27 protein-coding genes and 1 pseudogene are annotated in these 25910 nt (G+C 54.4%); 13 read left to right on the top strand and 15 right to left on the bottom strand.

All coding sequences use genetic code 11. The features are described 5' to 3' along the window. The first annotated feature begins 25 nt into the window (after positions 1 to 25). Positions 26 to 955 (top strand): tRNA 2-thiocytidine(32) synthetase TtcA, encoded by a 930-nt coding sequence (gene ttcA / locus AC4PCC_RS10350; protein WP_067701642.1) that lies wholly within the window; start codon positions 26 to 28, stop codon positions 953 to 955. A 68-nt stretch (positions 956 to 1023) separates the two neighbouring features. On the opposite strand, the gene ynaL is transcribed toward ttcA, so the two are convergent. The 4 genes from ynaL to AC4PCC_RS10330 form a co-directional block, all read right to left on the bottom strand. Continuing rightward, positions 1024 to 1179 (bottom strand): proline-rich small protein YnaL, encoded by a 156-nt coding sequence (ynaL, locus tag AC4PCC_RS10345; RefSeq protein ID WP_492127488.1) that lies wholly within the window; start codon positions 1177 to 1179, stop codon positions 1024 to 1026. A 270-nt stretch (positions 1180 to 1449) separates the two neighbouring features. Further along, positions 1450 to 2433, bottom strand: a complete 984-nt coding sequence (gene zntB / locus AC4PCC_RS10340; protein WP_067701634.1) for a zinc transporter ZntB — start codon at positions 2431 to 2433, stop codon at positions 1450 to 1452. Positions 2434 to 2557: 124 nt separating this feature from the next. Beyond that, complete coding sequence (locus tag AC4PCC_RS10335; RefSeq protein ID WP_067701632.1) at positions 2558 to 2998, bottom strand: GlcG/HbpS family heme-binding protein; 441 nt, start codon at positions 2996 to 2998, stop codon at positions 2558 to 2560. A gap of 243 nt (positions 2999 to 3241) precedes the next feature. Then, a complete protein-coding gene (locus AC4PCC_RS10330; protein WP_492127313.1) occupies positions 3242 to 3532 on the bottom strand; it encodes a putative quinol monooxygenase in 291 nt (96 codons plus the stop codon). A gap of 123 nt (positions 3533 to 3655) precedes the next feature. Between AC4PCC_RS10330 and AC4PCC_RS10325 the strand changes: the two genes are divergently transcribed. From AC4PCC_RS10325 to AC4PCC_RS10315, 3 genes are all read left to right on the top strand, one after another. Further along, positions 3656 to 4486: a LysR family transcriptional regulator gene (locus tag AC4PCC_RS10325; protein WP_492127312.1), complete on the top strand. Its 831-nt coding sequence runs from the start codon at positions 3656 to 3658 to the stop codon at positions 4484 to 4486. A 233-nt stretch (positions 4487 to 4719) separates the two neighbouring features. Beyond that, positions 4720 to 5040, top strand: a complete 321-nt coding sequence (locus tag AC4PCC_RS10320) for a hypothetical protein (RefSeq protein ID WP_492127311.1) — start codon at positions 4720 to 4722, stop codon at positions 5038 to 5040. 612 nt (positions 5041 to 5652) lie between these two features. After that, entirely contained in the window at positions 5653 to 6693 is a 1041-nt protein-coding gene (locus tag AC4PCC_RS10315; protein WP_492127310.1) for an IS630 family transposase, read from the top strand. 577 nt (positions 6694 to 7270) lie between these two features. Here the strand turns inward: AC4PCC_RS10315 and AC4PCC_RS10310 are convergent. Continuing rightward, a pseudogene (locus tag AC4PCC_RS10310) lies at positions 7271 to 7735 on the bottom strand (recombinase family protein); the annotation flags it as partial. 171 nt (positions 7736 to 7906) lie between these two features. On the opposite strand from AC4PCC_RS10310, the gene AC4PCC_RS10305 reads away from it, so the two are divergent. After that, positions 7907 to 8395, top strand: a complete 489-nt coding sequence (locus AC4PCC_RS10305; RefSeq protein WP_492127309.1) for an Hcp family type VI secretion system effector — start codon at positions 7907 to 7909, stop codon at positions 8393 to 8395. A gap of 258 nt (positions 8396 to 8653) precedes the next feature. On the opposite strand, the gene AC4PCC_RS10300 is transcribed toward AC4PCC_RS10305, so the two are convergent. Next, positions 8654 to 8965 carry a hypothetical protein gene (locus AC4PCC_RS10300; protein ID WP_492127308.1) on the bottom strand — a complete coding sequence of 104 codons (312 nt, stop codon included), beginning with the start codon at positions 8963 to 8965 and terminating at the stop codon, positions 8654 to 8656. A gap of 239 nt (positions 8966 to 9204) precedes the next feature. Then, the gene (locus tag AC4PCC_RS10295) at positions 9205 to 10821 is read right to left on the bottom strand and encodes a peptide ABC transporter substrate-binding protein (protein ID WP_067701608.1); all 1617 of its coding nucleotides are present in this window, start codon (positions 10819 to 10821) and stop codon (positions 9205 to 9207) included. 189 nt (positions 10822 to 11010) lie between these two features. On the opposite strand from AC4PCC_RS10295, the gene mpaA reads away from it, so the two are divergent. Beyond that, positions 11011 to 11718: a murein tripeptide amidase MpaA gene (gene mpaA / locus AC4PCC_RS10290; protein ID WP_492127307.1), complete on the top strand. Its 708-nt coding sequence runs from the start codon at positions 11011 to 11013 to the stop codon at positions 11716 to 11718. Here the strand turns inward: mpaA and ycjG are convergent. From ycjG to pspA, 8 genes are all read right to left on the bottom strand, one after another. Next, on the bottom strand, positions 11701 to 12681 hold the full coding sequence (ycjG, locus tag AC4PCC_RS10285; protein ID WP_492127306.1) for an L-Ala-D/L-Glu epimerase: 981 nt from the start codon (positions 12679 to 12681) through the stop codon (positions 11701 to 11703). The two genes, mpaA and ycjG, sit on opposite strands and share 18 nt — an antisense overlap. An 89-nt stretch (positions 12682 to 12770) precedes the next feature. Further along, positions 12771 to 14381, bottom strand: a complete 1611-nt coding sequence (gene tyrR / locus AC4PCC_RS10280) for a transcriptional regulator TyrR (RefSeq protein WP_492127305.1) — start codon at positions 14379 to 14381, stop codon at positions 12771 to 12773. 110 nt (positions 14382 to 14491) lie between these two features. Further along, the gene (locus AC4PCC_RS10275) at positions 14492 to 15586 is read right to left on the bottom strand and encodes a TIGR01620 family protein (RefSeq protein ID WP_492127304.1); all 1095 of its coding nucleotides are present in this window, start codon (positions 15584 to 15586) and stop codon (positions 14492 to 14494) included. After that, the gene (locus AC4PCC_RS10270; RefSeq protein ID WP_492127303.1) at positions 15583 to 16980 is read right to left on the bottom strand and encodes a YcjX family GTP-binding protein; all 1398 of its coding nucleotides are present in this window, start codon (positions 16978 to 16980) and stop codon (positions 15583 to 15585) included. The genes AC4PCC_RS10275 and AC4PCC_RS10270 overlap by 4 nt, the downstream gene beginning before the upstream one ends. Before the next feature lie 81 nt (positions 16981 to 17061). Continuing rightward, positions 17062 to 17286 carry a phage shock protein PspD gene (gene pspD / locus AC4PCC_RS10265; RefSeq protein WP_073980943.1) on the bottom strand — a complete coding sequence of 75 codons (225 nt, stop codon included), beginning with the start codon at positions 17284 to 17286 and terminating at the stop codon, positions 17062 to 17064. Positions 17287 to 17341: 55 nt separating this feature from the next. Continuing rightward, on the bottom strand, positions 17342 to 17707 hold the full coding sequence (pspC, locus tag AC4PCC_RS10260; protein WP_492127302.1) for an envelope stress response membrane protein PspC: 366 nt from the start codon (positions 17705 to 17707) through the stop codon (positions 17342 to 17344). Next, the gene (gene pspB, locus AC4PCC_RS10255) at positions 17704 to 17931 is read right to left on the bottom strand and encodes an envelope stress response membrane protein PspB (protein WP_067701587.1); all 228 of its coding nucleotides are present in this window, start codon (positions 17929 to 17931) and stop codon (positions 17704 to 17706) included. The genes pspC and pspB overlap by 4 nt, the downstream gene beginning before the upstream one ends. A 65-nt stretch (positions 17932 to 17996) precedes the next feature. Then, positions 17997 to 18662, bottom strand: coding sequence for a phage shock protein PspA (gene pspA, locus AC4PCC_RS10250; protein WP_067701585.1), 666 nt, complete (start codon positions 18660 to 18662; stop codon positions 17997 to 17999). 163 nt (positions 18663 to 18825) lie between these two features. On the opposite strand from pspA, the gene pspF reads away from it, so the two are divergent. The 7 genes from pspF to sapF all read left to right on the top strand — a co-directional run bounded on the left by pspF (position 18826) and on the right by sapF (position 25837). Then, positions 18826 to 19839, top strand: coding sequence for a phage shock protein operon transcriptional activator (gene pspF, locus AC4PCC_RS10245; RefSeq protein WP_492127301.1), 1014 nt, complete (start codon positions 18826 to 18828; stop codon positions 19837 to 19839). 15 nt (positions 19840 to 19854) lie between these two features. Next, positions 19855 to 19953, top strand: coding sequence for a YoaK family small membrane protein (locus AC4PCC_RS10240; RefSeq protein WP_156484926.1), 99 nt, complete (start codon positions 19855 to 19857; stop codon positions 19951 to 19953). A gap of 615 nt (positions 19954 to 20568) precedes the next feature. Continuing rightward, positions 20569 to 22194, top strand: coding sequence for an ABC transporter substrate-binding protein SapA (sapA, locus tag AC4PCC_RS10235; RefSeq protein WP_492127300.1), 1626 nt, complete (start codon positions 20569 to 20571; stop codon positions 22192 to 22194). Position 22195: 1 nt separating this feature from the next. Next, a complete protein-coding gene (gene sapB / locus AC4PCC_RS10230) occupies positions 22196 to 23161 on the top strand; it encodes a putrescine export ABC transporter permease SapB (RefSeq protein WP_492127299.1) in 966 nt (321 codons plus the stop codon). Then, entirely contained in the window at positions 23148 to 24038 is an 891-nt protein-coding gene (gene sapC, locus AC4PCC_RS10225; protein WP_492127298.1) for a putrescine export ABC transporter permease SapC, read from the top strand. The genes sapB and sapC overlap by 14 nt, the downstream gene beginning before the upstream one ends. After that, on the top strand, positions 24039 to 25031 hold the full coding sequence (sapD, locus tag AC4PCC_RS10220; protein WP_492127297.1) for a putrescine export ABC transporter ATP-binding protein SapD: 993 nt from the start codon (positions 24039 to 24041) through the stop codon (positions 25029 to 25031). It abuts the gene before it with no gap. Continuing rightward, positions 25031 to 25837, top strand: a complete 807-nt coding sequence (sapF, locus tag AC4PCC_RS10215) for a putrescine export ABC transporter ATP-binding protein SapF (protein ID WP_067701565.1) — start codon at positions 25031 to 25033, stop codon at positions 25835 to 25837. The genes sapD and sapF overlap by 1 nt, the downstream gene beginning before the upstream one ends. The last annotated feature ends 73 nt before the right edge of the window (positions 25838 to 25910 follow it).

Below are 25910 nucleotides of genomic sequence, written 5' to 3'. Positions count from 1 at the left end.
CATTTTGAATCTGAGCCGCTAAATTATGCACCAACATCAAGACAATACTAAGAAAGAGCAATACAACCTTAATAAGTTGCAAAAGCGTCTGCGCCGCAACGTTGGGGAAGCGATTGCCGATTACAATATGATTGAAGAAGGCGACCGCATTATGGTGTGCCTGTCGGGGGGTAAAGACAGCTATACGATGCTGGAAATACTGCGCAATCTCCAGCAAAGCGCGCCGGTCTCTTTTTCCCTGGTAGCCGTTAACCTCGATCAGAAGCAGCCAGGTTTCCCGGAACATATCCTGCCTGAGTATCTCGACAAGCTCGGCGTGGAGTATAAGATCGTCGAAGAGAATACTTACGCCATCGTGAAGGATAAAATTCCCGAAGGCAAAACCACCTGCTCACTCTGCTCGCGCCTGCGACGCGGCATTCTCTACCGCACCGCCACCGAGCTGGGCTGTACCAAAATCGCCCTGGGCCATCATCGCGACGATATTTTACAAACGCTGTTTTTGAATATGTTTTACGGCGGAAAAATGAAGGGTATGCCGCCTAAGCTGATGAGCGATGATGGGAAGCATATCGTTATACGCCCGCTGGCTTACTGCCGTGAAAAAGACATTGAGCGTTTCGCCATTGCCCGCGAATACCCGATTATCCCCTGTAATCTGTGCGGCTCCCAGCCTAACCTCCAGCGTCAGGTGATTGGCGATATGCTGCGCGACTGGGATAAACGCTATCCCGGACGCATCGAAACCATGTTCAGCGCGATGCAGGACATTGTGCCTTCGCATATGGCCGATACGTCGCTATTCGATTTTAAAGGGATTCAGCACGGTTCAGAAGTGGTGGACGGCGGCGATCTGGCATTCGACCGCGAGCCTGTGCCACTCAGGCCTGCCGGCTGGCAGCCGGAGGATGAAGAGGACGCCCCGGTTCGTCTCGATGTCATGCAGATCGGATAAGGCAGTCAGGCGCTGGTTATGCTAACGGCCGTTGAGCAGCCTGATGCTGCTCAACGGCCAGTCCCCGGTTACATATGCGGGGGTGGGTCCAGAATCGGATCGGGATCGCCCGGGGGTGGATCAGGCATCGGCTGAGGCGTCGGGAACGGCTCAGGGATGGGCACAGGGTCGGTAGGGATAGGGTCAGATGCGTGCGGAGTGTCCATAACGTTTGCAGTTAACATGTCTTCCTCCTCAGTCTTGGCTTGAATACTAAGCATAGGCACCATCTGACACAGTAGCAAACGGTCAAAAAAAAGCCGACTATGCGTCGGCTGTTATGAATCAAATGTGCTATGCAGTAATTCAAATTTGGAAGTAGTACAATATGGAGCGCAGCGCCCATCGCTTGACGCTGCATTCACCTGCGAAACAGAGTTTGCCTCCGCTGAACCGATTTTGTATTGATATGGATCAGGTTTATTTTCGCTTTAGCGACCTTTACGCCCCCTTCCCTACAGCCATTTACGCTGGCGTAACCACACAGCAACACCCAACACCAGCAACACTAACAACAGGCAAAACGCGCCGAAACCGTAATGCCAGCCACCGCCGGGGATACCGCCAAGATTGACACCGAACAGCCCGGTCAGGAACGTGGTAGGCAGGAACACCATCGCCAGCAGCGACATGGTATAGGTTCGGCGGTTCATCGACTCAGCCATCACCGTACTGATTTCATCAGAGAGCACCGCCGTACGCGCCAGGCTGGCGTCCAAATCATCCAGCCCCCTACCCAGCCTGTCTGCGATATCCTGCATCCTGCGGCGATCGTCGTCGCTCATCCACGGCAGCCGCTCACTGGCAATACGCGAGAACACATCACGCTGCGGAGCCATGTAGCGACGCATGATAATTAACTGTTTGCGGATGAGCGCCAGTTCGCCGCGCGGCGGTACCTGCTGATCCACTACTGCATCTTCCAGATCGATAATCTTATCGTGCAGCTGTTCAATAAACTCGCTGGTATGATCGTTAAGCGCGTCGCAGACCTCAACCAGCCAGCTTCCGCCATTCACCGGTCCGTTACCGTTCTGGAGATCGGTCAGCACCTCGTCGATGGCATAGACCTTGCGCTGCCGGGTTGAGACAATAAGTCTCTCATTGATAAATACCCGGATCACCACCAGCTGATCGGGGCGAGACTCGCTGTTCAGATTAACACTGCGCAGGGTAATCATCGTGCCATCGCCAAGCCGGCTGACGCGAGGGCGCATGCTGTCGCCACCCAGCGCATCGCGGACGGAATCCGGCAGCAGCGGCGTGGACAACAGCCAGTCGGCACTTTCCCGGTGGGTGTAATTCAGGTGTAACCAGCAGGGGCGATCGCTTGCTAATACGTCTTTATTATCGATGGGGATCAGCCCACCTTTGCCGTCCAGCTGACACGCAATAATTGCGTCCGTAACCTGTAATGACTTACCTGCAATAACGTCCACGGCGGCTCCATTTTAAGGACAATCAGTGCGGTACAGTCTAGCCTGCCGCCGGGTCGTTGCAAAATGGTTAAGGTTACTCAGCCGTTAGAAACCGTGTCATTCTGCAAACCCGCCCTGCGCCAGGTTAACCCTGTTGACTGGCTGCATCGTTCAGCCTGAATTGCGCGACGGCATAGTCAGCGATCGCCCGATCCTGCTCACTGGTCCCGCCGCTGATACCAATCGCCCCCACCACCTGTTCGTTGACGATTAACGGATTCCCGCCTGCAAAGACGATGACTCTGCCATTCAGGGTATTATTCACACCGTACAGCTCGCCGCCCGGCTCAGCATCTTTTTTCAGCTCCTGGGTCGCTTTACCAAACAGTGCGCTGGTGTAGGCCTTGTTAATGGCATGTTCAATACTGGGTAGCTGCGCGCCATCCATTCGCATATGGGAGATTAAAAAACCTGAGGCATCTACGATGGCAATATTGCTCGGTGACGCAATGTCTTTCGCCTTATCTATCGCGATATCCGTCAGGCGCCGGGCCTCGTTTAAATCAATGTTATTTTTTACAATCATGTCATTCCCCCTGGTGGTCGTGAAAAATCATACTGCACAGTATGAAACAGCTTTTAGCCTGGTAGAAACCGCGTGCTAATTCAAGCAGATGGCTGGGATATTTATCTCTCTAACTAAGCGTAGATATATTAATAAGTGGAATAAGGATGCAGCAAGAGTTATTGCGGTGACGAGCATATTCAGAAAGGATGATATTTACAACGCGGTAAAAAACGCTGGCACATTATGCCAGCGCTGCCGTTATTAGCGAGAAATTTCACTAAAGTGGTGTTCATCATAGGGTTCGGTAAGAAACGTATTAACCACATCGTTAAAGGCAATCCAGTGTGGTGTTTTCTGATGCTCACTCAGTACATCTTTACCTGACCAGAGTTCAATTAATGCATAGTGGTTTTTATTATTTTCATTGTTCCACAGCTGATAAAAATGGCAGCCCTCTTCTTTGTTAGACTCGACGACCATATTATTCAGTACGGCAAGAAATTCCTGCTTATTTTCCGGCTTAACTTTAAAGAATACATTAAGTGTAATCATAGTAATTTTCCCTTGTGCAAGTGAATATGGCTGATTTCTTGTGAAGCAGAGAAGGTTACTTGACCCAGTGAATTCCTTAAAGTAACTTGTTTTCAATAGATCGTTTCACTAAATGGAAAACCTATGAAACTTCGTTCGGCTGAGGCCTTTTGTCGCGTGGTCGAGCTGGGAGGGATAGTGCCTGCGGCCGAGGCAATGTTCTGTGTCCCCTCAAATATCACCAAAATGATAAAAGAACTTGAAAGCGAGCTCCGGGAGCCGCTGTTTGATCGTTATAAAGGCAGACTCAGCGTCACCCCTTTTGGCAAGCAGTACTATCAGGATGTCAGTCAGCTGCTTGAACTCTCTGATAAAATCCACAAAAAGCATCAAAAAGGCGCTGACGTGTCTACGCTGACCATTGGCGCAATAGATGTGGCTATCGACTTCTGGTTACCCAGGCGGGTTGTGGGTTTTATGCAGGAAAACAGCCATATTCGGGTCAACCTGATCAACGCCTACTCGCGAGTGCTGGAAGAGAAGCTGATCAATCGTCAGCTGGATATGATCTTCTCTGACGGACCGATTCTCAGTCCTGAAGTCACCAGCGCGCTGGCATTCGAAGAGCGGCTGGTACTGGTTGGACACCCGGAAAGGGTCAACGCTTCCCCCATCCCGCTATACAGTTTTGGCAAAGAGTGCCTTTACAGCGATATGGTCGAACGCTGGCATGCCGAACAGCCAGCGGGCAAATACCAGATGACGCAGATGGAAAGCTATCAGACGATGCTTTTACTGGCGGAGAACAATTTTGGCATCGGCTTTATTCCCGAGCGCGTATTGGGGGAGCGTGCAGCGGAGAAGGAGCAATATCAGCAGGCATGTATTTCCTGTAATGTCTATCTCGCGTGGCACCGGTTTATAAAGCACAAATCCGTGGCCACTATGCTCGATTATTTACAGGTGGAATATTGAACACTTTGTGATAACGCCCACTAATTTAACCTGCGCCACGCGGATGGTCAGTGCTGAGGTCTTAGAAAAGGCATCCTGGTGACGCTCGTTATCGCCTGCTTAGCGGATAGAGAAAGGTCCGATTTGATTCAGAATCACAAAAATTTTTTTAGTCGTTTTTTGCAAGAAAATTATATACGGATATGATTATATTTAAAATCACCAAACAATTTATAATTTAAGGGAGTTGAGTTATGGGCTTATCACCTAACAGATCTTTTCTGCATGCTTTCTATATTAATAGGTATGGATCCCCATCAGAAAGCAATGCATTAAATGGTAATAAAAACCACAAAACAGCAGATTTTTCCTCCCGTTGTATATCGGTCGTTCAGAGATCTGATATCTCCTTTATTAGTAAAACTGAAGGCCAACACGTTGACAATCGTCATGAAGGGATTAGAAGAGGTGCAATCCAGCAGGAATTAGATAAATTTCCTCAAAATGCTACAAAGGAAGAGATTAAAGAATTGATTACAAGAGGGTTACCTTCTCGCAGACATTTCATTTTCTAATCAATAATTACCCCTGAGCATCAGAATGCACTGATGCTGATGTAGTAGCGTATTCATCTGCATGCTCTGGCGTATGTGCTTATTACAGAGCACATATCATCAAAATCGCTGATTTAACTTATACTGCTTAACTTCGCGATCTCTTGTCTTTCCCTGGTTTCTCATCGGTATCGTCCCTGTTTGGGATGATACCTGGATTGCCTGCTACACATCTTTTATAGATGCTGCGTACCAGCCGATCATATTCACCAGAATACGCAGGAATCGCAGTTTACACTCTTAAGATGGGGAAGCCGCCGCTCCTTTTATGCATAAACGGGCGGCGGCTGGCTGACAGGCGATCGTTCGGATAATCAACCATCAATACTAATCGTGTTGATGTGTTTGATACTCAAAGGGGAAATTGGACCTTCAACTTGCACCTCATCTACAGCGAGATAGTTGGAATGTATCGCATCTTTAGCTAACGCCAGAGCTTCATCCTGTGGAATACCCAATTCTCGAATAGCTAAATAACTGCGCTTAATAGTAGATCACTGAAGGGAACTCAATCCGGTTTGAGCGATCTGATCAATCGCCAAACATCACAAATCATCACAACCGGACTGAGTTATGCCGATCATAGCACCGATACCCAATAATGAAAGACGCCAGATGGAAAAAATTGTCCATAAAACAACAGATAAAAACCATTCCAGACGCCTTATGGCCATGCTGATGTTGCATCGTGGTGAATCGCTCAGTTATGTCGCTAAAACCCTGTGTGCAGCGCGTTCCTCTGTCGGTCGCTGGATTAACTGGTTCACATTATTTGGTATCGAAGGTCTAAAAAGTCTTCCGGCCGGACGTCAAAAAAAGTGGCCAGTGGAAGCGATGTTGCGCATGCTTGATTTACTGATTCAGCGCTCTCCTCAGGACTTCGGGTATCTGCGGTCACGGTGGAGCACCGAGATGTTAACGATTGAACTTAATAAGTTATTTAACTCAACGTTGCATCCTGGCTCAGTTCGCCGTTGGTTACCCGGGGCGGGAATTGTCTGGCGAAGAGCGGCTCCGACACTGCATATTCGCGATCCTCACAAAGAGGAAAAACTGGCAGCGATTGATGAAGCATTAGAAAAAAACTGCGCTGACCATCCGGTCTTTTACGAGGATGAAGTGGATATCGATTTGAATCCCAAAATCGGCGCTGACTGGCAGAAAAAAGGGCAGCAAAAACGTATACCTACGCCGGGAAAAAATGAAAAGCATTACCTTGCAGGAGCCCTTCATGCGGGAACAGGCCGGGTGGACTACGTCAGCGCGACAAGTAAGAACTCAGGTTTATTTATCAATATTTTACGTAAGTTGAAAAGCACATACCGCAGTGCAAAAACAATTACGCTAATCGTTGATAATTACATCATTCACAAGAGCAAAAAAACGTTGAAATGGTTGAAGGATAATCCGAAATTTATTGTTATTTATCAGCCAATTTACTCTCCGTGGATAAACAAAATAGAGCTCTTATGGTTGGCCTTGCACGAAACCGTCACGCGCAATCATCGCTGCAAAACAATGTGGCAATTATTGAATAATGTCAGACAATTTATGGAAGTCGCTTCACCTTTCCCTGGCAACAAACACGGGCTAACGAAAGTGAAGCGGTATTAAGCGCAGTTATTTAGAAACGAATGATGTGATTTTTCCTGAAAGCATATTAAACCTTGTCCTTTGATAGAGGTACTACCTTTATATATCTTTCAGCGGCCAAAGATATAAGAAACCGCCTCTTTATATGCTGCTTTTGGGAACGATTGGTTTTCATCTCTGCAAGAAAGAACCACAGTTCCCCGCATGCAAGAGAGGATGTTACCAGCTGGCGACATACGAGTGTTGAATGGCTACCAGTAGGCGCGCATTTTACCAGCGATCAGCAGGCAACATTTAGGAAACGAATGCCGCAGTTTTGGTGGCGGCTGTTATCGCGTAAGCTGCTTCTTTGAAATAAAAGTACGCTTCCACGATCTGCTGCCAGATTTCTGTTTCTGCGAGCCGTTTTTCTACAGACTGAAAATCGGTATTGCTCAGAATCACCTCGTTTCGCTCACCCGGAGACTCCAGTACATAACCGTCAGGGATTCGACGGTCTGCTGAACCTGCTACCCGGGCAGATGCCCGGTAAAAAGTTTTGATACACGCGCCCTTTTGTGCAGGGCAGACAGGATAACCTGTTCCGGGATCCGCATATTTATTCCTTATGGTTACGAGAAAGCGTCCGGTAGACCGTTGGCCGCGAGACTGAAAATAACTCAGCCAAATCGCTAATCGAGTACTGCCCGGTTTCATGCATCCGGCACAGCTCTTTCTGTTGTTTCTCAGACAGTTTGGGTTTCTTCCCCCGCAGTTTTCCTTTAGCCTGCGCAATAGCCATACCTTCCCGGGTTCGCAGGCGTATCAGATCGCCCTCGAACTCAGCAAACGTCGCCAACACGTTAAAAAACATTTTCCCCATCGGGTCTTCCGGATCGTAGAGGCAGGCTCCCAGCGCCAGCTTCACGCCCCTGGCCTGTAATGCATCCGCAATTTCACGCGCATCAGGTACCGAGCGCGCCAGACGGTCAAGTTTCGGTACAACCAGGGTGTCACCACGGCGCACCGCGGCCAGCGCCTGATCCAGCCCAGGTCTTTGCCGGTTTGACCCTGTCAGTCCTTTGTGGGGTTTGACGGTCAATGATGTAAAAAACCACGTTAGTGAAGTAACTACCTGATATGGAAGAAACTTTCAACCATCAACCCATGTGAACATTTTATTGTTCTAAGCCAACGTTAAAGTCACCATGTCAGAATAAAATGCGGAATTTACCATTCTAAAAAGGATATACAGATGCCAATTCCTGCTTACATGTGGCTTAAAGATGATGGTGGCGCAGATATTAAAGGTTCTGTTGATGTACAGGATCGTGATGGAAGTATTGAGATAATAGGATTATCGCACGGTCTGTCGCTGCCGGTTGATCCGGCTAACGGAAAAATTACGGGACCGCGTCAGCATTCTTCCATGTTAGTGGAAAAGGAAATTGACAGTTCATCGCCTTATCTGCAACGCGCCGTAGCAACAGGACAGACACTAAAAAGCGCCGAAATTCGCTTCTATCAGATCAATCATGCCGGTCAGGAAGTCTGTTATTACATCATCGCACTGGAAAATGTGAAGGTGACGGGGGTTAATACCTCCGTACCAAATGTAAAAACATCCAGCTCACAGCTCAATCACATCGAAAATGTCAGCCTTCAGTATGAGAAAATCACCTGGCGGTATGTCGATGGTAATGTGCAGTTTTCTGATGCATGGAATGAAAGGCCTACCGCATAGTAAAATGCGCAATACGTCGCTTTCAGGGGCGCATTTTCTTATCAAAACGAAGCTGTTTCCTGATGAGAAAAAATACTTTTGATAGAAACAAATACAGCAATACAGTTAATACCAGTGTTGTTGAAAAATTAAGGTAAAAGTAAACGTTATCAATATCTTCAGCAGAAGCGCTTTTTCATGGGTAATGTCCTCATCGTTCAATGATAAACATTACTAGCATGGCGATGGATTAACCAGAGGGAGCAGGTCAACATCTCATCAGCATTTCTGCTGCTGCAACCCTTTAAGCTGTGCCAGACGCTGGCTGGCATGTTTTTGCGCAAGGCTTTTTGCGACGCCATTGCCAATGCCAAAATCCCCAATAAAGCCCAGCACCGTCAATCCGTTAAACTCGCCCGTTTTATTAATTTCCGCCTGAACCTGCTCCTGTTTGGCAAGCTGATCCTCTGTACCCTGACAATCAAGGGTGGTTGCCTGAACATTGCTGACCGGCGGTGACGACGGATACTGCTTAAGGGCACAGCCGGAAAGCAATAACAAAGCACATAGCAGAGCGGTATTACGGGCCATAGATCACCTGAAGGGAGCGGGAGGATGTGATAGCAACGGCTTTATTATCTGCTGGTTCCGGCAGCATGATGCGGTGAACAGTTCATCAATTCACCGCTAATTGTCACCATAGGCCTGCGCATGGCTTCCTGAGTCTAAGGCCACCCTGCCGTCAGCGGCCATACGACGCAATGTTCACCGTGCTTAGTGCTTAGTGCTTAGTGCTTAGTGCTTAGTGCTTAGTGCTTAGTGCTTAGTGCTTAGTGCTTAAGAATATAGAGTTCGCGGCTATAGGCCACATCTTCAGGATTATTAACAGGATAACCTTTCACCCAGGGCTTAATCAGGCGGCCATTGGTGTACTGATAGATCGGCGCAATGGGGGCCTGGTCCGCAATAATTTGCTCCGCCCGATTATAGTCACTGCTGCGGGCCTCGGCGCGCGTCTCCTGGCTGGCCTTATCCAGCACCGCGTCGTACTGCTTATCGGAAAATTTAGCAATATTTCCACTGTGGCTGGAGGTCAGCAGGCTGAGGAAGCTCGAAGGTTCATTATAGTCCCCCACCCATGAGGCCCGGATAACATCAAAATTGCCGCTGTTACGGCTGTCAATATAGGTTTTCCACTCCTGATTTTGCAGCTTGACGCTGACGCCCAGGTTTTTCTTCCACATTGACGCCACGGCGATGGCAATTTTCTGGTGGTTTTCGGAGGTGTTATAGAGCAGCGTCAGATTCAGTGGATGAGTGGGGCCATAGCCCGCGGCTGCCAGGAGCGCCCTCGCCTGCATATTCAGTTCAGCCTGAGTATGCTGCTGCAAAAATCCCGGAACGGGTTTAAATCCGGCGGTCACGTCCGGCGTAAAATGCCAGGCGGGTTTCTCGCCGGTGCCTAATACCTTTTCAGCAATAATGGTGCGGTCGATGGTCCATGACAGCGCCTTGCGCACGCGCGGATCTGCGGTCGGTCCTTTGGTGGTGTTAAACGCGTAGTAGTAAGTTCCCAGCTGATCGGGCGTATAGACCTCATTGGGGATCTCTTTTTTCAGCAGGCCATACATATTTTTAGGAAAGGATTCGGTGATATCAATATCATTCGCCCGGTAGCGCTTGGTGGCGCTTGACTCTTCATTAATCGGCAGGAATGTCACTTTCGTCAGCAGCGAGTGCGCGTTATCCCAGTAGCTGTCATTACGTACCAGCACCAGCTTTTCATTCACTACCCGCTGCTGAAGCTTGTAGGCACCGTTGCCAACCAGATTTTCTGGCCGCGTCCAGTTTGCCCCGGCCTTTTCAATCACCTTCTGCGGCACCGGGAAGAGGCTGACGCTGGCGGCCAGGCTGGGGAACCAGGGAACCGGCCTGTCCAGCGTCACTTTCAGACGATGGTTGTCCAGCGCGGTTACGCCAAGCTTATCCGGTGAAAGCTGGCCTTTAGCAATTGCCCCGGCATTTTCAATACCCGCCAGTCCGGCAAACCAGGCAGAGTCGGAGGCAACAGCCGGATCAACCAGCCGCCGCCAGCTGTAAACAAAATCCTCTGCCGTGACAGGGTCACCGTTAGACCAGCGCGCGTCATTCCTGAGCGTGAATATCCAGCTTTTATTGTCGGTGGTATGCCACTGTTCTGCGACACCGGGAACAATCTTCCCCGACGCATCCTGATTGGTGAGGCCTTCGAAAAGATCGCGGATAACCTGTATTTCAGGCAGGCCGACGGCTTTCGCCGGATCCAGCGAGGCCGGTTCATCTTTGATATGACGCACAATCTCCTGTCGTTCTGCCAGCACCGATCCGGGCGGCACGACCGCCGCACAGAGAGAGAGATTAACGGCCAGCGCAGCGGCAGCGAGGGTGAAGCGGGAAAGTTTCCTCATCAGAGCACCTTTAAACGATCGGGGTCGATTCGACAGGACGGGCGTATGACAGCACTTTAACGCAAATAGCTGATTGAAAAACAGCATTTTTCGCACCCCCGATCGCGGCAGAGGGCGTCGCCGCGTACAGCGCTTTTGTTCGCCCGGTTTTTGCGCTAGTTTGAGGGAAATTATTCCGGAGCCAATACTATGTCTTTGAAACATCCACGACCACGGCGCGGCAAGCTGGATGCTGAGTATAAGATTTATGGCACCTCAGTGCTGGGTGCCCCGCTGCTCTGGTTTCCCGCTCCCGCTGCGGATAGCGCCAGCGGGCTGATTCTGGCCGGCACGCATGGCGATGAAAACGCCGCAGTGGCCACGCTGTCCTGCGCGATGCGGACGCTGCAGGAGACGCATCGCCGACACCATGTGGTGCTGGCGGTGAACCCGGACGGCTGCCAGCTGGGGCTGCGTGCGAATTCACGCGGGGTGGATCTGAATCGTAATTTCCCCGCCGCTAACTGGCAGCCGGGCGAGACGGTTTATCGCTGGAACAGCGTGGCAGAAGAGCGCGATGTCCTGTTGTCAACCGGCGACCATCCGGCTTCAGAACCTGAAACGCAGGCCCTGTGCGACCTGATTCACGCACTTAACCCGGCATGGATTGTCACGCTGCACGAGCCGCTGGCCTGCATTGAGGATCCTCACACCAGCCTGCTCGGACACTGGCTGTCAGAACGAATGGCGCTGCCGCTGGTTACCACCGTTGGCTACGCCACCCCCGGTTCGTTCGGCAGCTGGTGCGCCGACCTGAATCTGCCGGTGATAACCGCCGAACTCCCGGCAATATCCGTTGATGAAGCCACGGAAAAATACCTCGACGCGATGGTGGATCTGCTAAGCTGGCGTTCCTGACAACGTAATGCGCCCGCAGCTGAATTGCAGGGCTGGCTCCGCATCCGCGGCCAGCCAGGTAGGGCCATCGAAATCAACGTAGCGGGCGGACAGGACCAGCGGCAGCGCGGCGTTGATTGCCCGTGAGGTGCAGAGCATACAGCCGAGCATAATCTCAAATCCTTCCGCCTTTGCGGCCTCTGTCAGCGCCAGCGCCTCGGTCAGGCCACCGCTTTTATCCAGCTTGATATTGACCATTTCGTAGCGCCCTCTGAGCGCGGGCAGGCTCTCACGCGAGTGACAGCTTTCATCGGCGCAGATGGGTAGCGGATGGATAAAGTTTTCCAGTAGCGCATCTTCGCCAGCGGGGAGCGGCTGCTCCAGCATCACCACGCCGAGGTCGGCCAGCAGCTGACAGCGTGCCGCCAGGCCCTCTGCATGCCAGGATTCATTGGCATCGACGATAAGCATCGCATCCGGCACGGCCGTGCGCACCGCTACCAGCCTTTCGGTGATCAGCTGGTTATCCATTTTGATTTTTAACAGTTTTGCCCCGTTCTGCCACAGCGCCAGCGCACCGCTGGCCATCATCTGCGGCGTATCAATGCTGACGGTCTGCGCCATGGCGACCTGCTGCGGCATCTCTGTACCGGTAAGCTGCCAGAGTGACCGCTGCTGCTGGTTTACCTGTAAATCCCACAGCGCCGAGTCAATAGCATTGCGCGCCGCGCCCGGCGGCAATACCTGCTGGAGCGCTTCACGCGTCATCCCCTGGGCCAGTGCGTCCGTCAATCCGACGATCTGCGCCAGCACGGAGGCTTCGGTTTCGCCGTAGCGTGGATAGGGCGTACATTCACCGATCCCCCTGACGCCCCCCTCCTCCAGCTCAACCACCACCACCCCTGCCTCACTGCGCGCGCCACGGGCAATCACGAACGGCGTATGTAATGGCCAGCTTTCTGGATATACCCTGACTGTTCTCATAGACGGATCCTTGAAGGGAGTGAAATTCCCTGTTATGCCAGTGTGTGGCAAAACACCGCTCACAGGCCGGTTATGCACCGGCCTCGTTTTTACTGCGGGGGCGCGTTACCCGCATCTTGTTTGGACGTTGCATCCTCCTCGCCACCCGCTCTTTTCTGGCTCAGACCATATTCACGAAGTTTATTCGCTATCGCAGTGTGGGACACGCCGAGCCGTTTCGCCAGTTTACGCGTGCTGGGATAATTGAGATAAAGGCGGGTCAGCACTGAACGCTCAAACCGGCTGGTGATCTCATCCAGCGACCCCTCGATGGCCTCATCCCCCAGCGGCATATCCAGGGCAAATTCAGGCAGCATGATATCCTGTGGCCGCAGCTCATCCCCTTCCAGCTGCGTCAGGGCGCGGTAAAGCACATTTTTTAGCTGGCGAACGTTGCCAGGCCAGGTATAACGGCTGAGAAAGGCGCTTAGCTGTGGGGAAAGCGTCGGTCTGGCTACGCCCTGTTCGTCCGCAAAGCGGGCGACAAACAGATCGGTTAACGGCAGAATATCCTGCGCGCGCTCGCGCAGCGGCGGCAAATTGAGCGTCAGCACGTTCAGGCGGTAGTAGAGATCTTCCCGGAATTCGCCGCGCTGTACCATTTCCGTCAGGTTCTTCTGCGTGGCGCAGATTACCCTGACGTCAACGTGAACTTCGTGCTCTTCACCGACGCGGCGGAAGGTGCCATCGTTCAGAAAACGCAGCAGCTTGGTCTGCATCCGGGGCGTCATTTCGCCGATCTCATCCAGCAGCACTGAACCGCCGCTGGCCTGTTCAAAGAAGCCCTTCTTGCCTTCAAGCGCATTCAGATAGGCCCCGGCGGCATGGCCAAAGAGTTCGCTTTCGGCCACATCATCCGGCAGGGAGGCGCAGTTGAGGGCCAGGAAAGGCTTTTTGCCCCGTGCACTGCGCAGATGGCAGGCCCGGGCCAGCATGTCCTTACCGGTGCCGGTATCGCCAACGATCAGCAGGGGCGCATCCAGCATCGCCAGCTTGCGGGCCTGATCGATGACCTGCCGCATTTTCGGGTTTACCGCCACAATATGCTGAAAATCGGTATCGTCATTGACCTTCAGGTTCTGCAGCTGCTGGCCCATTCTCGCCGTAGACTTGAGCATCACCACAGCGCCAGCAGGCTGGCCCGCGTGGTTATTATCTTCAGCGGCATAAATGGGCGTGATCTCCATCAGGAAGTCTCGTCCCTGGATCACCACATGCAGCGCCTGCGGCTTGTCGCTTTCATTTTCCAGCCAGCGCTGGAAGTTAAAACCCGGGATCAGCGCACCCGCGCCTAAACTGCGCATTTTCGCTTCGTTAAGGGCGAACAGCCTTTCAGCCGCCGGGTTAACCCGTTCGATTTTGCTTTTCAGGTCGATAGAAAAAACCGGTTCCGGCATCGCAATCAGCAGTGCGCTGAGCGCACGGTGCTCGCGTTCAGACGGCAGAAACGCCACCGTCTTCACGTCGGTTACGCTCGGAATGCGACGGATTTCAGCCATCAGCTGGCTGAAGGACTCAAAATCGACCGGGGAGAAATTAAGGTATATGCGCCCGATAGAGGCTATTTCGATACCGCGAAGATCAATGTTGCGATCCACAAGCAGATCGAGCAGCTCGCGGGTCAGACCCAGCCGGTCCTGACAAAAAACTTCCAGACGCATGCGTGATAACCTTTATTTATAATGGGGCATTCCAGGTGGCGTAGTGCCGATAATACCTTATGATCCTTAACGTCAGAAGTGTCTGGAAGGAAAAGTTGACAGGTTGCAGGTTATTTTTCCGGATTTTTCCGCAGCGTCTCTTTCAGTTCGGTAATCAGATCGCGTCGGAAGTCGCCGAGCCGTGGCTTATCCCCCGCCATCCAGGGCAGCGGCCGACAGAGCTCCATGGTTTTAATGCCCAGCCTGGCGGTCAGCAGGCCCGCACCAATCCCCTGGGCGGCCCGGGCAGAAAAGCGGGCGGCAAGATCCTGTGACATCCAGTCCATCCCGACTTCTCTCACCAGCTCTGACGCGCCGGCAAAAGCAATGTTGAGCATTACCAGCCGGAACAGACGCAGCCGGCTGAAGTAGCCCAGCTCAATGCCATACAGCGTGGCAATGCGATTAACCAGCCGCAGGTTGCGCCAGGCAATAAAGGCCATATCGACTAACGCCAGCGGGCTGACGGCAATCATCAGCGTTGATTCGGCCGCGCTGCGGCCAATTTCCCTGCGCGCCTGGCGATCCAGCTCGGGCTGGACCATGCGGGCATAAAGCCCGACGATTTCGCGGTCGTTATTGGTTTCATGCAGGGCACCCCGCCAGCGTTGCAGCGCGGGATGCTGACGGGTCAGGCCCGCCTGGCGCGCCAGTCTCTCGCAGAATTCACGCCCTTTACCCATGCCGTGGCTGGCCAGCAGGCCGCGCGCGACATCCCTTTCCTCCGCGCGTTCACGCAGCCGGTAAAGCCGACGCCATTCGGTCACCAGCGATCCAATGCCCGCCAGCACAATCATTCCCCCCGCCACGCAGCCGCCCATCGCCACCCACTCCTGCTGGAGCCATGCGGTATGAGCCCACTGCGCCCCCTGAGCCACCAGGCTGACGGCGAATATTCCCAGCCCAACCCGCACCATTTTTCGCCACAGGCTGCGTCGCGGGCGGAGTGCGGCCTCCACCACCTGCTCACCCGCGCTCTCCTCTTCGGGTTCGGAAAGGGGATCCTGCACGGTGAAGGTGGAAATCCCCGGCTCAAATGCCCGGGCGGGTTGCAGCACAGAGGCCCTGTCAGCGGCTGAGACATCCGGCTGGAACCCGCACGCGGGATCCTGTTCCGCCCCTGTCGTGGGTGTAAAATCAATACGCGGTTTGAGCGGGGTGGTCATCGCAGCTTATCTCCCAGTAGAAATTCCAAAGCAGAGTCCATACGGATATGCGGCAGCGGGCGGTCCCTGTCGATCGACTGAGGCCGGAACTGTTCGAAATGAAAGCCCTGCTGCTGCCAAAAAGCCTCGCCCGGCAGGCGCGGCGGCACCTCGCCCGGAAAAACCGTGAGCGGCGCGTTATCGTTTAGCCGGTGACCCCGCAGCGCCGGAAAGCTCTCTCCCTGATGATCAACCAGGCCACTTTCGGTTGCCTGCACGGCGGCCAGCGCCACACAGTCGATGTCAATGCCTTCAAAGGCTGCATTTTGCCGTGCGTCCTGCACCAGCTGCTCCAGCAGCGAAACCAGATTGGCATGCTGGCTGGTGGTGACATGGTCAGATTTGGTCGCGGCAAACAGCAGTTTATCAATAACCGGTGAGAACAGGCGGCGAAACAGCGTACGCTGACCATATGAGAAGCTTTGCATCAGCTGGGTCATTGCCAGCCGCATATCGTTAAAGGCTTCGGGACCGCTGTTCAGCGGCTGCAGGCAATCCACCAGCACGATCTGCCGGTCAAAGCGCAGAAAATGATTTTTGTAGAATCCCTTCACCACATGCTGACAGTAGTAGTGAAAGCGGGCTTTCAGCATGGCGTAGTTACTGCCCGCCCCGGCCTGTGTCAGGGTGGAGTCATCCGCGGCATCCGCCTGCGGCCAGGGGAAGAACTGTAGCGCGGGCGCACCCGCCATCTCTCCCGGCAGCACAAATCTGCCCGGCTGGATAAAGTGCAATCCTTCCTGCTTGCATCGCAGCAGATAATCTGTCCAGGCGGCGGCGATTTCTGCCAGGCGGTTTTCGTCAGCGGGGGCCAGCGGATCAAGATCGGCACACAGCGCGCGCCATCGCGCTGACCACGCCGCCCGCGACCCGGTAAGCATGTCGTTCATCTGCCGCGACCAGCTGAGATAATCCTGCGCCAGCATGGGCAGATCCAGCAGCCATTCGCCGGGATAGTCGACGATTTCCAAAGTGAGCGTTGCAGTGTCGGCAAAATGGCGCAGGAGTGACGCGCGGGAACGGTAGCGCAGCGCCAGACGCACTTCGCTGACGCCTCGCGTTGGCGTTGGCCAGTTGGGCGGCGTGCCATAAAGCTGCGCCAGGCCTTCATCATAGGTAAAACGCGGGATGCCCATATCCCGCTGCGTGATGCGTTTGACTCCCTGTAGGCGCCCTTCCCGCACGGCGGTAAAGAATGGCAGTCGCGCACCGGCGTTAACGTTAAGCAACTGATTAATCAGAGACGTAATAAAAGCCGTTTTTCCGCTGCGGCTCAGGCCGGTAACCGCAAGGCGCAGGTGGCGATCCGTTCCCCGACTCACCAGCGAAAGTAATTCACTTTGCAGTCGTTTCATCCAGGTGTAAGGACCTCTGTTAACGGGTGTATTGGCGTGATTGCGTCACCCAGTGTAGCAATTTATGGCGGGTTCATGCCCTCAGGGTTTATTCCAGCGCGCCGTGGCGTGACGCATCATCCGGCGCAGGAGAGGTTCCAGTGCCCAGGCCAGCACGATTTTTAGCGGGCGGCGCGCAACAGATTTGACCGCCCAGCCGGCCAGGCCCGCAGGGCCGTAGCTCATCGCACCGAGCAGCATAAATTTACCAGCCTGCTTTAAAACGGGTCTGGCGTGACGGTTAAAAGTCTGATGAACATTACGCAAAGGGTGTCTCCAGAATTATATCGGGCCCGGATGCGAGCCCGCGTGAACAACGGGATTAAAGCTGACGAAACCGACTGCGAACGCTAAAGGTTTCTGAGGTCACATAGCGTTCCATTTCGCGTAGCGGTAGCTCGACGCCGCGCAGTTCGTTCTGCAAATCATCGAGCAGTTCGCGCGCGCAAGGCCGGGGTTGCGCGCCAGTCGCCGCGCTGTCCGGCTTTTCATCAAGCAGGAAGGCCAGCGCAAAATAAGCGATAGCGGTGAAGATAAAAACACCGAAGAAAAGCGACAGCACCACCATCACCCGCACCAGCTGCACCGGTATATCCAGAAATTCAGCCAGGCCCGCGCAGACGCCCTTGATCTTACCTCTGGCCGGAATGCGGTACAGCCTGCGGCCTTTAAACGTCAGGTTAATCATGGCTGCCTCCAGTTAGGATGCTCCGCGTTAAGGATCTCTTCCAGCGTCTGAATGCGCTCGCGCATCCTTTTGGCATCAGCCGTGAGCTGCTGTAGCCGCTGGACCTCGCTCTGGGACAGTTCAGCACCGCCATTCTGACGGTTACTGTAGTGCAGCCATAACCAGACCGGTGCCACAAACAGCATAAAAATGGTTAAAGGTATGGCCAGAAATAACGCGCTCATTCACTCTCCTTGAAACAGTTATCCGATAGCTGACGTGGGCACCCACAGGGGTGCCATTCAAAGACTTATTCGCCGCGGTTCATTTTCGCTTTCAGCGCGGCCAGCTGCTCGCTGATTTCGTCATCGGCGTGCAGGTCGGCAAACCGCTGGTCGAGCGTCTGCTGCTTGCCAAAGCTCTGGCTTTCGGCTTCCGCTTCCATATGGTCGATGCGGCGTTCAAACGACTCAAACCGCGCCATCGCCTGATCGATTTTACCGCTGTCCAGCTGGCGACGCACATCGCGAGAGGACGAAGCCGCCTGGTGACGCAGAGTCAGCGCTTTTTGACGCGCGCGCGTTTCGCTCAGCTTCTTCTCCAGCTCGCCGATCTCGCCCTTCAGACGTACCAGCGTCTCATCAACCTGCTCCGCTTCCCGGCTCAGCGTCGTGACCAGCTCTGTCAGCTTCTGCTTTTCGATCAGCGCCGCGCGGGCCAGATCGTCTTTCTCTTTGCGCAGAGCCAGCTCGGCTTTGTCCTGCCAGTCGGCCTGCTGTGTTTCCGCCTGCTCGATACGACGCGAGAGCTGTTTCTTTTCTGCCAGCGCACGGGCAGAAGTGGAACGGACTTCAATCAGCGTGTCTTCCATTTCCTGAATCATCAGGCGAACCAGCTTCTGCGGATCTTCCGCTTTTTCCAGCAGAGAGTTAATGTTGGCATTCACGATGTCAGCAAAGCGAGAAAAAATACCCATAATTACACTCCTCATTAATCTGTTTATCAGGCGCGGTGCGCTCTGTTATCTAATTCAATTCCCGTGCCAACTTTTATCTTACTGATTTACCACAAAAAGATTACTTTACACCCTGGTAAGGTAAGTTTAAGGTGGTGTAAATCACTAACAGATGGTGAATTTCATGAGCGAATTTAACGATACCCTGCTGGGCGAGTCGAACAACTTTCTTGAAGTGCTGGAACAGGTTTCGCGTCTTGCCCCGCTGAACAAGCCGGTGCTGGTGACCGGGGAGCGCGGAACCGGCAAGGAGCTGATCGCCAGCCGCCTGCACTACCTCTCTGACCGCTGGCAGGGGCCATTTATTTCGCTAAACTGCGCGGCGCTGAACGAAAACCTGCTCGACTCCGAGCTGTTTGGTCATGAGGCGGGCGCCTTTACCGGTGCGCAAAAGCGCCATCTGGGCCGCTTTGAGCGCGCAGACGGAGGAACGCTGTTTCTGGATGAGCTGGCAACGGCCCCGATGCTGGTTCAGGAGAAGCTCTTGCGGGTGATTGAGTACGGACAGCTGGAGCGGGTCGGTGGAAGTCAGCCGCTACAGGTCAGCGTCAGGCTGGTCTGTGCTACTAATGACGACCTGCCCCTGCTGGCGCAGCAGGGAAAATTCCGCGCGGATTTGCTCGATCGCCTCGCCTTCGATGTGGTACAACTGCCCCCGCTGCGCGAACGCCGCAGCGATATTCTGGTCATGGCAAACCATTTCGCCATACAGATGTGTCGGGAACTGGGACTGATGCTTTTTGCCGGATTCACTCAGCACGCACAGCAGACGCTGCTGGCGTATCACTGGCCCGGTAATATTCGTGAGCTAAAAAACGTGGTTGAACGCTCAGTATACCGCCATGCAGAACCCGACCAGCCCCTGGATGATATTATCCTCGATCCTTTTCAGCGGCGTTCCTCCGCGCTCACGGCACAATCAACACCGGCGGCTGCGCCGCAGCTACCCACCCTGCCCGTGGATTTGCGCCGCTGGCAGAATGAACAGGAAAAAGCGCTGCTGGAAAAAGCCCTGGTGGAGTCCCGCTTTAACCAGCGCCGGGCGGCTGTGTTGCTGGGGGTAACCTATCATCAGCTGCGCGCGATGATGAAAAAGCACGATATAAATGGCGAGAAACAGGCCGTTGTTCAACCTTAACCCAGAGAAACACCGATGAACCTGAAGTTAATTCCACCCGTTATTATCCTCGTTGCGGCCGTCGCTTTTATGTCGTGGTTTTTAGCCAGCGGCGCTTTTGCACCTGGAAGCTAAAGTTCCATACCCCGCGCGCGGCGCTGAGGTCATTTCTAAAATGCATAACGTGCTTATTTTTGCGCCATTTTAAGACAATGATATCTATTTTGTTTTAACCCTGTAGGCTGTGGTCATCAGTAAGCGAGGGATTGGTACTGAGTGAATTTTGGATAACCCCTTTTGTAATGCTTGCTGCCCGGTAACGCGGGCCTTTTTACATTAACCCCGAATTGAACAAGCGGGATACTCCTACTATCCTGCAAGTGGAAATAAGCCCGCCTCGTGCGGGTTTTTTTTCGTCCTCCGGCATCAAATGACAGCAAAAAAAAGCCCGCTCAAGGCGGGCTGAAGTATTACTGGAAGCAATGTGAGCAATGTCGTGCTCTTCTTCAGTAGAGCCACCGTCGAAGCGCATTTGAATAGTAATCATTCTCACTACTGTCTGTAAAGCATTTTGTTGAGAATTTTTCTCATTACCATAGCAACCCTGGGCGTATTGGCAGCCACCCGCCGGGCGTTGGGTTAGGCGTTTAGGCTCAGGGAGGTTGAAAAAGCGCCAGTTACGAAAGCAAACTTTGGGCGATACGGGAGAGTGCGATACACTCTGATTATTGCCTGATTTTCAGATGACCTATGCGCACACTCATCCCGACCCTACTGACCGGACTGGCTCTGCTGGCCTCCGCCTCTGCCTGCTCCGCCCCGCCGGGCGATATTCGCCAGAGCGGATTTGTCTACTGCGTCAACGGCGCGGTAACCACGTTCAACCCGCAGCTGGCCAGCGGCGGACTGGTCGTGGATACGCTGGCCGCCCAGATGTATGACCGCCTGCTGGATGTCGACCCCTATACTTACCGGCTGATCCCCGAGCTGGCGGAAAGCTGGGAGATACGGGATAACGGTGCCACCTACCGTTTTCATCTGCGCCATAACGTCCCGTTTCAGAAAACCGCCTGGTTCACGCCCACGCGCGCTATGGACGCTGACGACGTGGTTTTCAGCTTTCAGCGTATATTCGATCGCCGTTCGCCCTGGCATAACGTTAACGGGGGCAGCTATCCCTATTTTGACAGCCTGCAATTTGCCGATGCGGTTAAAAGCGTGAAAAAGCTCGATCGGAACACCGTTGAAATCCAGTTAAAAAATCCTGACGCCTCTTTTCTCTGGCATATGGCCACCCACTACGCCCCGGTGCTGTCGGCAGAGTATGCGGAACAACTGACGCGCGCAGACCATCAGGAGCAGATGGACCGTCAGCCGGTGGGCACCGGGCCTTTTATGCTCAGTGATTATCGTACCGGACAATATATTCGCCTGGCGCGCAATCCTGATTACTGGAAGGGGCTGCCGCGCATGGCGCAGGTGGTGATTGATATGGGCGCGGGGGGCACCGGACGGCTGTCGAAGCTGCTTACCGGCGAGTGCGACGTGCTGGCTTACCCGGCGGCCAGTCAGATTTCCGTGCTGCGCGACGATCCCCGCCTGCGGCTTACGCTGCGACCGGGGATGAATATCGCCTATCTGGCCTTTAACACCCGCAAAGCGCCGCTGGACCGCCCGGACGTACGTCAGGCGCTGGCGCTGGCGATAAATAATGAACGCCTGATGGAATCGATCTATTACGGTACGGCGGAAACCGCCGCCTCAATCCTGCCGCGCGCCTCCTGGGCCTATAATAATGATTCGCGGGTGACGGAATACAATCCCGGTAAGGCGCGCGAGTTGCTGAAAGCACAGGGCGTGGAAGACCTGCATCTCACGCTGTGGGTGCCCTCGGCTTCTCAGGCGTGGAATCCCAGTCCGTTAAAGACCGCCGAGCTGATTCAGGCCGACCTGGCGCAGGTTGGCGTGACGGTGACTATCGTCCCCGTTGAAGGCCGTTTTCAGGAAGCCCGTCTGATGGAGATGAACCACGATTTGACGCTGGCGGGCTGGGCAACCGACAGCAACGATCCGGACAGTTTTTTTCGCCCGCTGCTGAGCTGTGCGGCTATAGGATCGCAGACGAATTATGCGCACTGGTGCGATGCCGCGCTGGATGACGTGCTGCATAAGGCCCTGCTCTCCCAGCATCTTTCATCGCGCATCGACTACTACGCTCAGGCGCAAAGCATGCTGGCAAAATCTTTACCGGTGCTGCCGCTGGCTTATTCTCTCCGTCTGCAGGCCTACCGGGCCGATATTCACGGTCTGATACTGAGTCCCTTTGGTAATGCGTCGTTTGCCGGCGTTCATCGCGATAAGGCTGGGGAGAAATAATATGGTAATTTACACTCTGCGAAGGCTGGTGCTGTGGCTGGTGACGCTATTTATGCTGACGCTGGTGGGCTTTAGCCTGAGTTATTATACCCCGCATGCCCCGCTACAGGGCGCCTCATTTAGCGATGCTTTTGTGTTCTGGTATAAAGGGCTTTTCCAGCTCGATTTCGGCGTGTCGAGTATCAACGGCGAACCAATAGGCCCGCAGATACGGGAAGTGTTTCCGGCCACGCTTGAGCTCTGCCTGCTGGCTTTTTCACTGGCCATGCTGATTGGTATTCCACTGGGCATCGCCGCAGGCGTCATGCGCAATAAATGGCAGGATAAGCTTATCAGCGCGATTGCACTGCTCGGATTCTCCCTGCCGGTGTTCTGGCTGGCGCTGCTGCTGACGCTCTATTTCTCGCTGAATCTCGGCTGGCTGCCCGTTTCAGGGCGGTTTGACCTGCTTTACCCGGTCAAAAATATCACCGGCTTTGCGCTGATTGACGCCTGGCTTAGCCACTCCCCCTGGCGGCATGAAATGATGATCAGCGCGCTGATGCACGCCATTCTGCCGGTGACGGCGCTGGCCGTCGCGCCAACTACCGAGGTGATCCGACTGCTGCGCATCAGTACGCGTGAGGTGATGGAGAAAAACTATATTAAGGCCGCCGCCACCCGGGGGCTGTCGCTGATGACCATTATCCGGCGTCACGTGCTGCATAACGCGCTGCCACCGGTTATACCCCGCCTGGGACTGCAATTTTCAACCATGCTGACGCTGGCAATGATCACCGAAGTGGTATTTAGCTGGCCAGGTCTGGGCCGCTGGCTGGTGGATGCCATTCGCCAGCAGGATTACGCGGCTATCTCTGCGGGCGTAATGACGGTGGGTGGACTGGTGATCACCGTTAACGTTCTGGCGGATATTCTCGGTGCTCTCACCACGCCACTTAAGCATAAGGAGTGGTATGCCCTCAGATAACATTTACGACGAGAAGCGGTTACCCAGTCCGCTTCGCCACACCTGGGGCCTGTTTTACCGGGATACCACCGCAATGATCGGCTTTTATACCTTTATTGCGCTGCTGCTGGTGTGCATCTTTGGCCGCCTGCTGGCTCCTTACGGTCTCGACCAGCAGTTTCTGGGCTATCAGCTGATGCCGCCCTCCTGGTCGCGCTATGGCGATGTCTCATTCTTTCTCGGCACCGACGATTTGGGTCGTGACGTGCTGAGCCGTCTGCTGAGCGGTGCCGCCCCCACCGTGGGGTCGGCGATTCTGGTGACCCTGCTTGCCGCCGTCTGCGCCATGGTGCTGGGAGTGATGGCCGGCCTGACCCGCGGGCTGCGATCCGCCCTGCTTAATCACGTGCTGGATACGCTGCTCTCGCTGCCCTCCCTGCTGCTGGCAATTATCGTGGTGGCCTTTATGGGACCACGGCTTGAACATGCGCTGCTGGCGGTGTTTCTGGCGATACTGCCCCGGCTGGTTCGCGCCATCTATACGGCGGTGCATGACGAGCTTGAGAAGGACTATGTGGTCGCGGCCAGGCTGGACGGGGCCACCAGCATGAATATTCTTCGCCATGCGATTTTCCCCAATATCCTTGGACTGCTGGTGAGTGAATTTACCCGCGCGCTGTCGATGGCGATCCTGGACATTGCCGCACTGGGTTTTCTCGATTTAGGTGCGCAGTTGCCCTCACCTGAATGGGGCGCGATGCTGGGTGATGCGCTGGAGTTGATTTACGTGGCCCCCTGGACAGTGATGCTGCCCGGCGGCGCCATTATGCTGAGCGTACTGATCGTCAATTTGCTGGGTGACGGCATCCGCCGCGCCATTGTATCGGGAGTTGAATAGATGCCGCTGCTCGATATTCGTAATCTGACCATTGAATTTATCACCGCTGACGGACCGGTGAAGGCCGTGGATCGCGTCAGTATGACGCTAAGCGCGGGCGAGGTTCGCGGGCTGGTGGGCGAGTCCGGTTCCGGTAAGAGCCTGATAGCTAAGGCGATTTGCGGCGTAACCCGCGATAACTGGCGCGTAACCGCCGATCGTATGCGCTTTGATGATATCGATCTCCTGCATCTTTCTCCGCGCGAGCGTCGCAAAATCATCGGCCACAATATTTCGATGATTTTTCAGGAGCCGCAGTCCTGCCTGGATCCCTCTGCAAGCGTTGGACGTCAGCTGGTGCAGGCCATCCCCGGCTGGACGTGGAAAGGCCGCTGGTATCAGCGCTTTCGCTGGCGGCAGCGCCGGGCCGTTGAGCTGCTTCACCGCGTGGGGATTAAAGACCATAGCGAGATTATGAGCAGTTTCCCCTATGAGCTGACCGAGGGCGAGTGTCAGAAGGTGATGATTGCCATCGCGCTGGCGAACCAGCCGCGGCTGCTGATTGCGGATGAGCCAACCAATGCTATGGAACCGACCACCCAGGCGCAAATTTTTCGGCTGCTGTCGCGGCTTAATCAGAACAATAACACCACGATACTGCTGATCAGCCACGATCTTCAGATGCTGAGCCACTGGGCTAACCGCATCAATGTGATGTACTGCGGCCAGACGGTGGAAACTGCGTTGAGTCCCGATCTGCTCGATACGCCGCACCATCCTTATACCCAGGCGCTGATCCGCGCCATGCCGGACTTTGGCCGCGCGCTGCCGCATAAAAGTCGGCTGAATACGCTTCCCGGCGCGATCCCTTCGCTTGAACATCTGCCGATCGGCTGTCGGCTGGGTCCTCGCTGCCCCTATGCCCAGAAGACCTGCATTCAGACGCCGAGGCTAACCGGGACGAAAAGCCACCTGTACGCCTGCCACTTCCCGCTCAATATGGAGAGTCCGTAATGGTGGATACGCTGCTTGAAGTGCGCGCGCTGAGCAAAACTTACCGCTACCGTACGGGCCTGTTCCGGCGTCAGCACGTTGAGGCGGTAAAATCCGTCAGTTTTACCCTGTCTGAGGGGCAGACGCTGGCGATTATCGGTGAGAACGGCTCGGGGAAGTCCACTCTGGCGAAAATGCTCAGCGGCATGATTGCGCCGACCGCTGGCGATATTATTATCGATGACCGGCCGCTGGAATACGGCGACTATGGCTATCGCAGCCAGCGTATTCGCATGATATTTCAGGATCCCTCTACATCCCTAAACCCGCGTCAGCGCATCAGTCAGATTCTGGACTTTCCCCTCAGGCTCAATACCGATCTCTCAGCCGAAGCGCGCGAAGAGCGCATTATCGCTACGCTGCGCCAGGTGGGCCTGCTCAGAGATCATGCTGCCTACTACCCCCATATGCTGGCGCCCGGGCAGCGGCAGCGCGTGGGCCTGGCGCGCGCGCTTATCCTTCAGCCGAAGGTCATTGTCGCCGATGAGGCGCTGGCCTCGCTGGATATGTCGATGCGTTCACAGCTGGTTAATCTGATGCTGGAGCTACAGGATAAGCACGGCATCGCCTATATCTATGTGACCCAGCATTTGGGGATGATGAAGCATATCAGCGACAAGGTGCTGGTCATGCATCAGGGAGAAGTGGTGGAGCGCGGCAGCACCGCGGATGTGATGGCCAGCCCGCTGCACGACCTGACCCGACGCCTGATTAGCAGTCACTTTGGCGAAGCCCTGACCGCCGACGCCTGGCGCAAGGATCGCTAACCTCATTATACCTTTACGCTATTAATTAGCACCGATTGGTCTTTGGTTCACTTCTCCCGTTGCGCCAGGATGA

This window comes from Erwinia sp. L03-1 (assembly GCF_058686115.1).
The sequence above is the reverse complement of the archived record's forward strand: the minus strand, read 5'-3'. Positions and strand labels throughout refer to the sequence as shown.

Coding starts and splice junctions, on each gene's coding strand:
- ttcA (WP_067701642.1), top strand. CDS start 26: ATGCACCAACATCAAGACAATACTAAGAAAGAGCAATACAACCTTAAT.
- ynaL (WP_492127488.1), bottom strand. CDS start 1,179: ATGTTAACTGCAAACGTTATGGACACTCCGCACGCATCTGACCCTATC.
- AC4PCC_RS10335 (WP_067701632.1), bottom strand. CDS start 2,998: ATGATTGTAAAAAATAACATTGATTTAAACGAGGCCCGGCGCCTGACG.
- AC4PCC_RS10330 (WP_492127313.1), bottom strand. CDS start 3,532: ATGATTACACTTAATGTATTCTTTAAAGTTAAGCCGGAAAATAAGCAG.
- AC4PCC_RS10325 (WP_492127312.1), top strand. CDS start 3,656: ATGAAACTTCGTTCGGCTGAGGCCTTTTGTCGCGTGGTCGAGCTGGGA.
- AC4PCC_RS10320 (WP_492127311.1), top strand. CDS start 4,720: ATGGGCTTATCACCTAACAGATCTTTTCTGCATGCTTTCTATATTAAT.
- AC4PCC_RS10315 (WP_492127310.1), top strand. CDS start 5,653: ATGCCGATCATAGCACCGATACCCAATAATGAAAGACGCCAGATGGAA.
- AC4PCC_RS10305 (WP_492127309.1), top strand. CDS start 7,907: ATGCCAATTCCTGCTTACATGTGGCTTAAAGATGATGGTGGCGCAGAT.
- AC4PCC_RS10300 (WP_492127308.1), bottom strand. CDS start 8,965: ATGGCCCGTAATACCGCTCTGCTATGTGCTTTGTTATTGCTTTCCGGC.
- AC4PCC_RS10295 (WP_067701608.1), bottom strand. CDS start 10,821: ATGAGGAAACTTTCCCGCTTCACCCTCGCTGCCGCTGCGCTGGCCGTT.
- mpaA (WP_492127307.1), top strand. CDS start 11,011: ATGTCTTTGAAACATCCACGACCACGGCGCGGCAAGCTGGATGCTGAG.
- ycjG (WP_492127306.1), bottom strand. CDS start 12,681: ATGAGAACAGTCAGGGTATATCCAGAAAGCTGGCCATTACATACGCCG.
- tyrR (WP_492127305.1), bottom strand. CDS start 14,381: ATGCGTCTGGAAGTTTTTTGTCAGGACCGGCTGGGTCTGACCCGCGAG.
- AC4PCC_RS10275 (WP_492127304.1), bottom strand. CDS start 15,586: ATGACCACCCCGCTCAAACCGCGTATTGATTTTACACCCACGACAGGG.
- AC4PCC_RS10270 (WP_492127303.1), bottom strand. CDS start 16,980: ATGAAACGACTGCAAAGTGAATTACTTTCGCTGGTGAGTCGGGGAACG.
- pspC (WP_492127302.1), bottom strand. CDS start 17,707: ATGATTAACCTGACGTTTAAAGGCCGCAGGCTGTACCGCATTCCGGCC.
- pspB (WP_067701587.1), bottom strand. CDS start 17,931: ATGAGCGCGTTATTTCTGGCCATACCTTTAACCATTTTTATGCTGTTT.
- pspA (WP_067701585.1), bottom strand. CDS start 18,662: ATGGGTATTTTTTCTCGCTTTGCTGACATCGTGAATGCCAACATTAAC.
- pspF (WP_492127301.1), top strand. CDS start 18,826: ATGAGCGAATTTAACGATACCCTGCTGGGCGAGTCGAACAACTTTCTT.
- AC4PCC_RS10240 (WP_156484926.1), top strand. CDS start 19,855: ATGAACCTGAAGTTAATTCCACCCGTTATTATCCTCGTTGCGGCCGTC.
- sapA (WP_492127300.1), top strand. CDS start 20,569: ATGCGCACACTCATCCCGACCCTACTGACCGGACTGGCTCTGCTGGCC.
- sapB (WP_492127299.1), top strand. CDS start 22,196: ATGGTAATTTACACTCTGCGAAGGCTGGTGCTGTGGCTGGTGACGCTA.
- sapC (WP_492127298.1), top strand. CDS start 23,148: ATGCCCTCAGATAACATTTACGACGAGAAGCGGTTACCCAGTCCGCTT.
- sapD (WP_492127297.1), top strand. CDS start 24,039: ATGCCGCTGCTCGATATTCGTAATCTGACCATTGAATTTATCACCGCT.
- sapF (WP_067701565.1), top strand. CDS start 25,031: ATGGTGGATACGCTGCTTGAAGTGCGCGCGCTGAGCAAAACTTACCGC.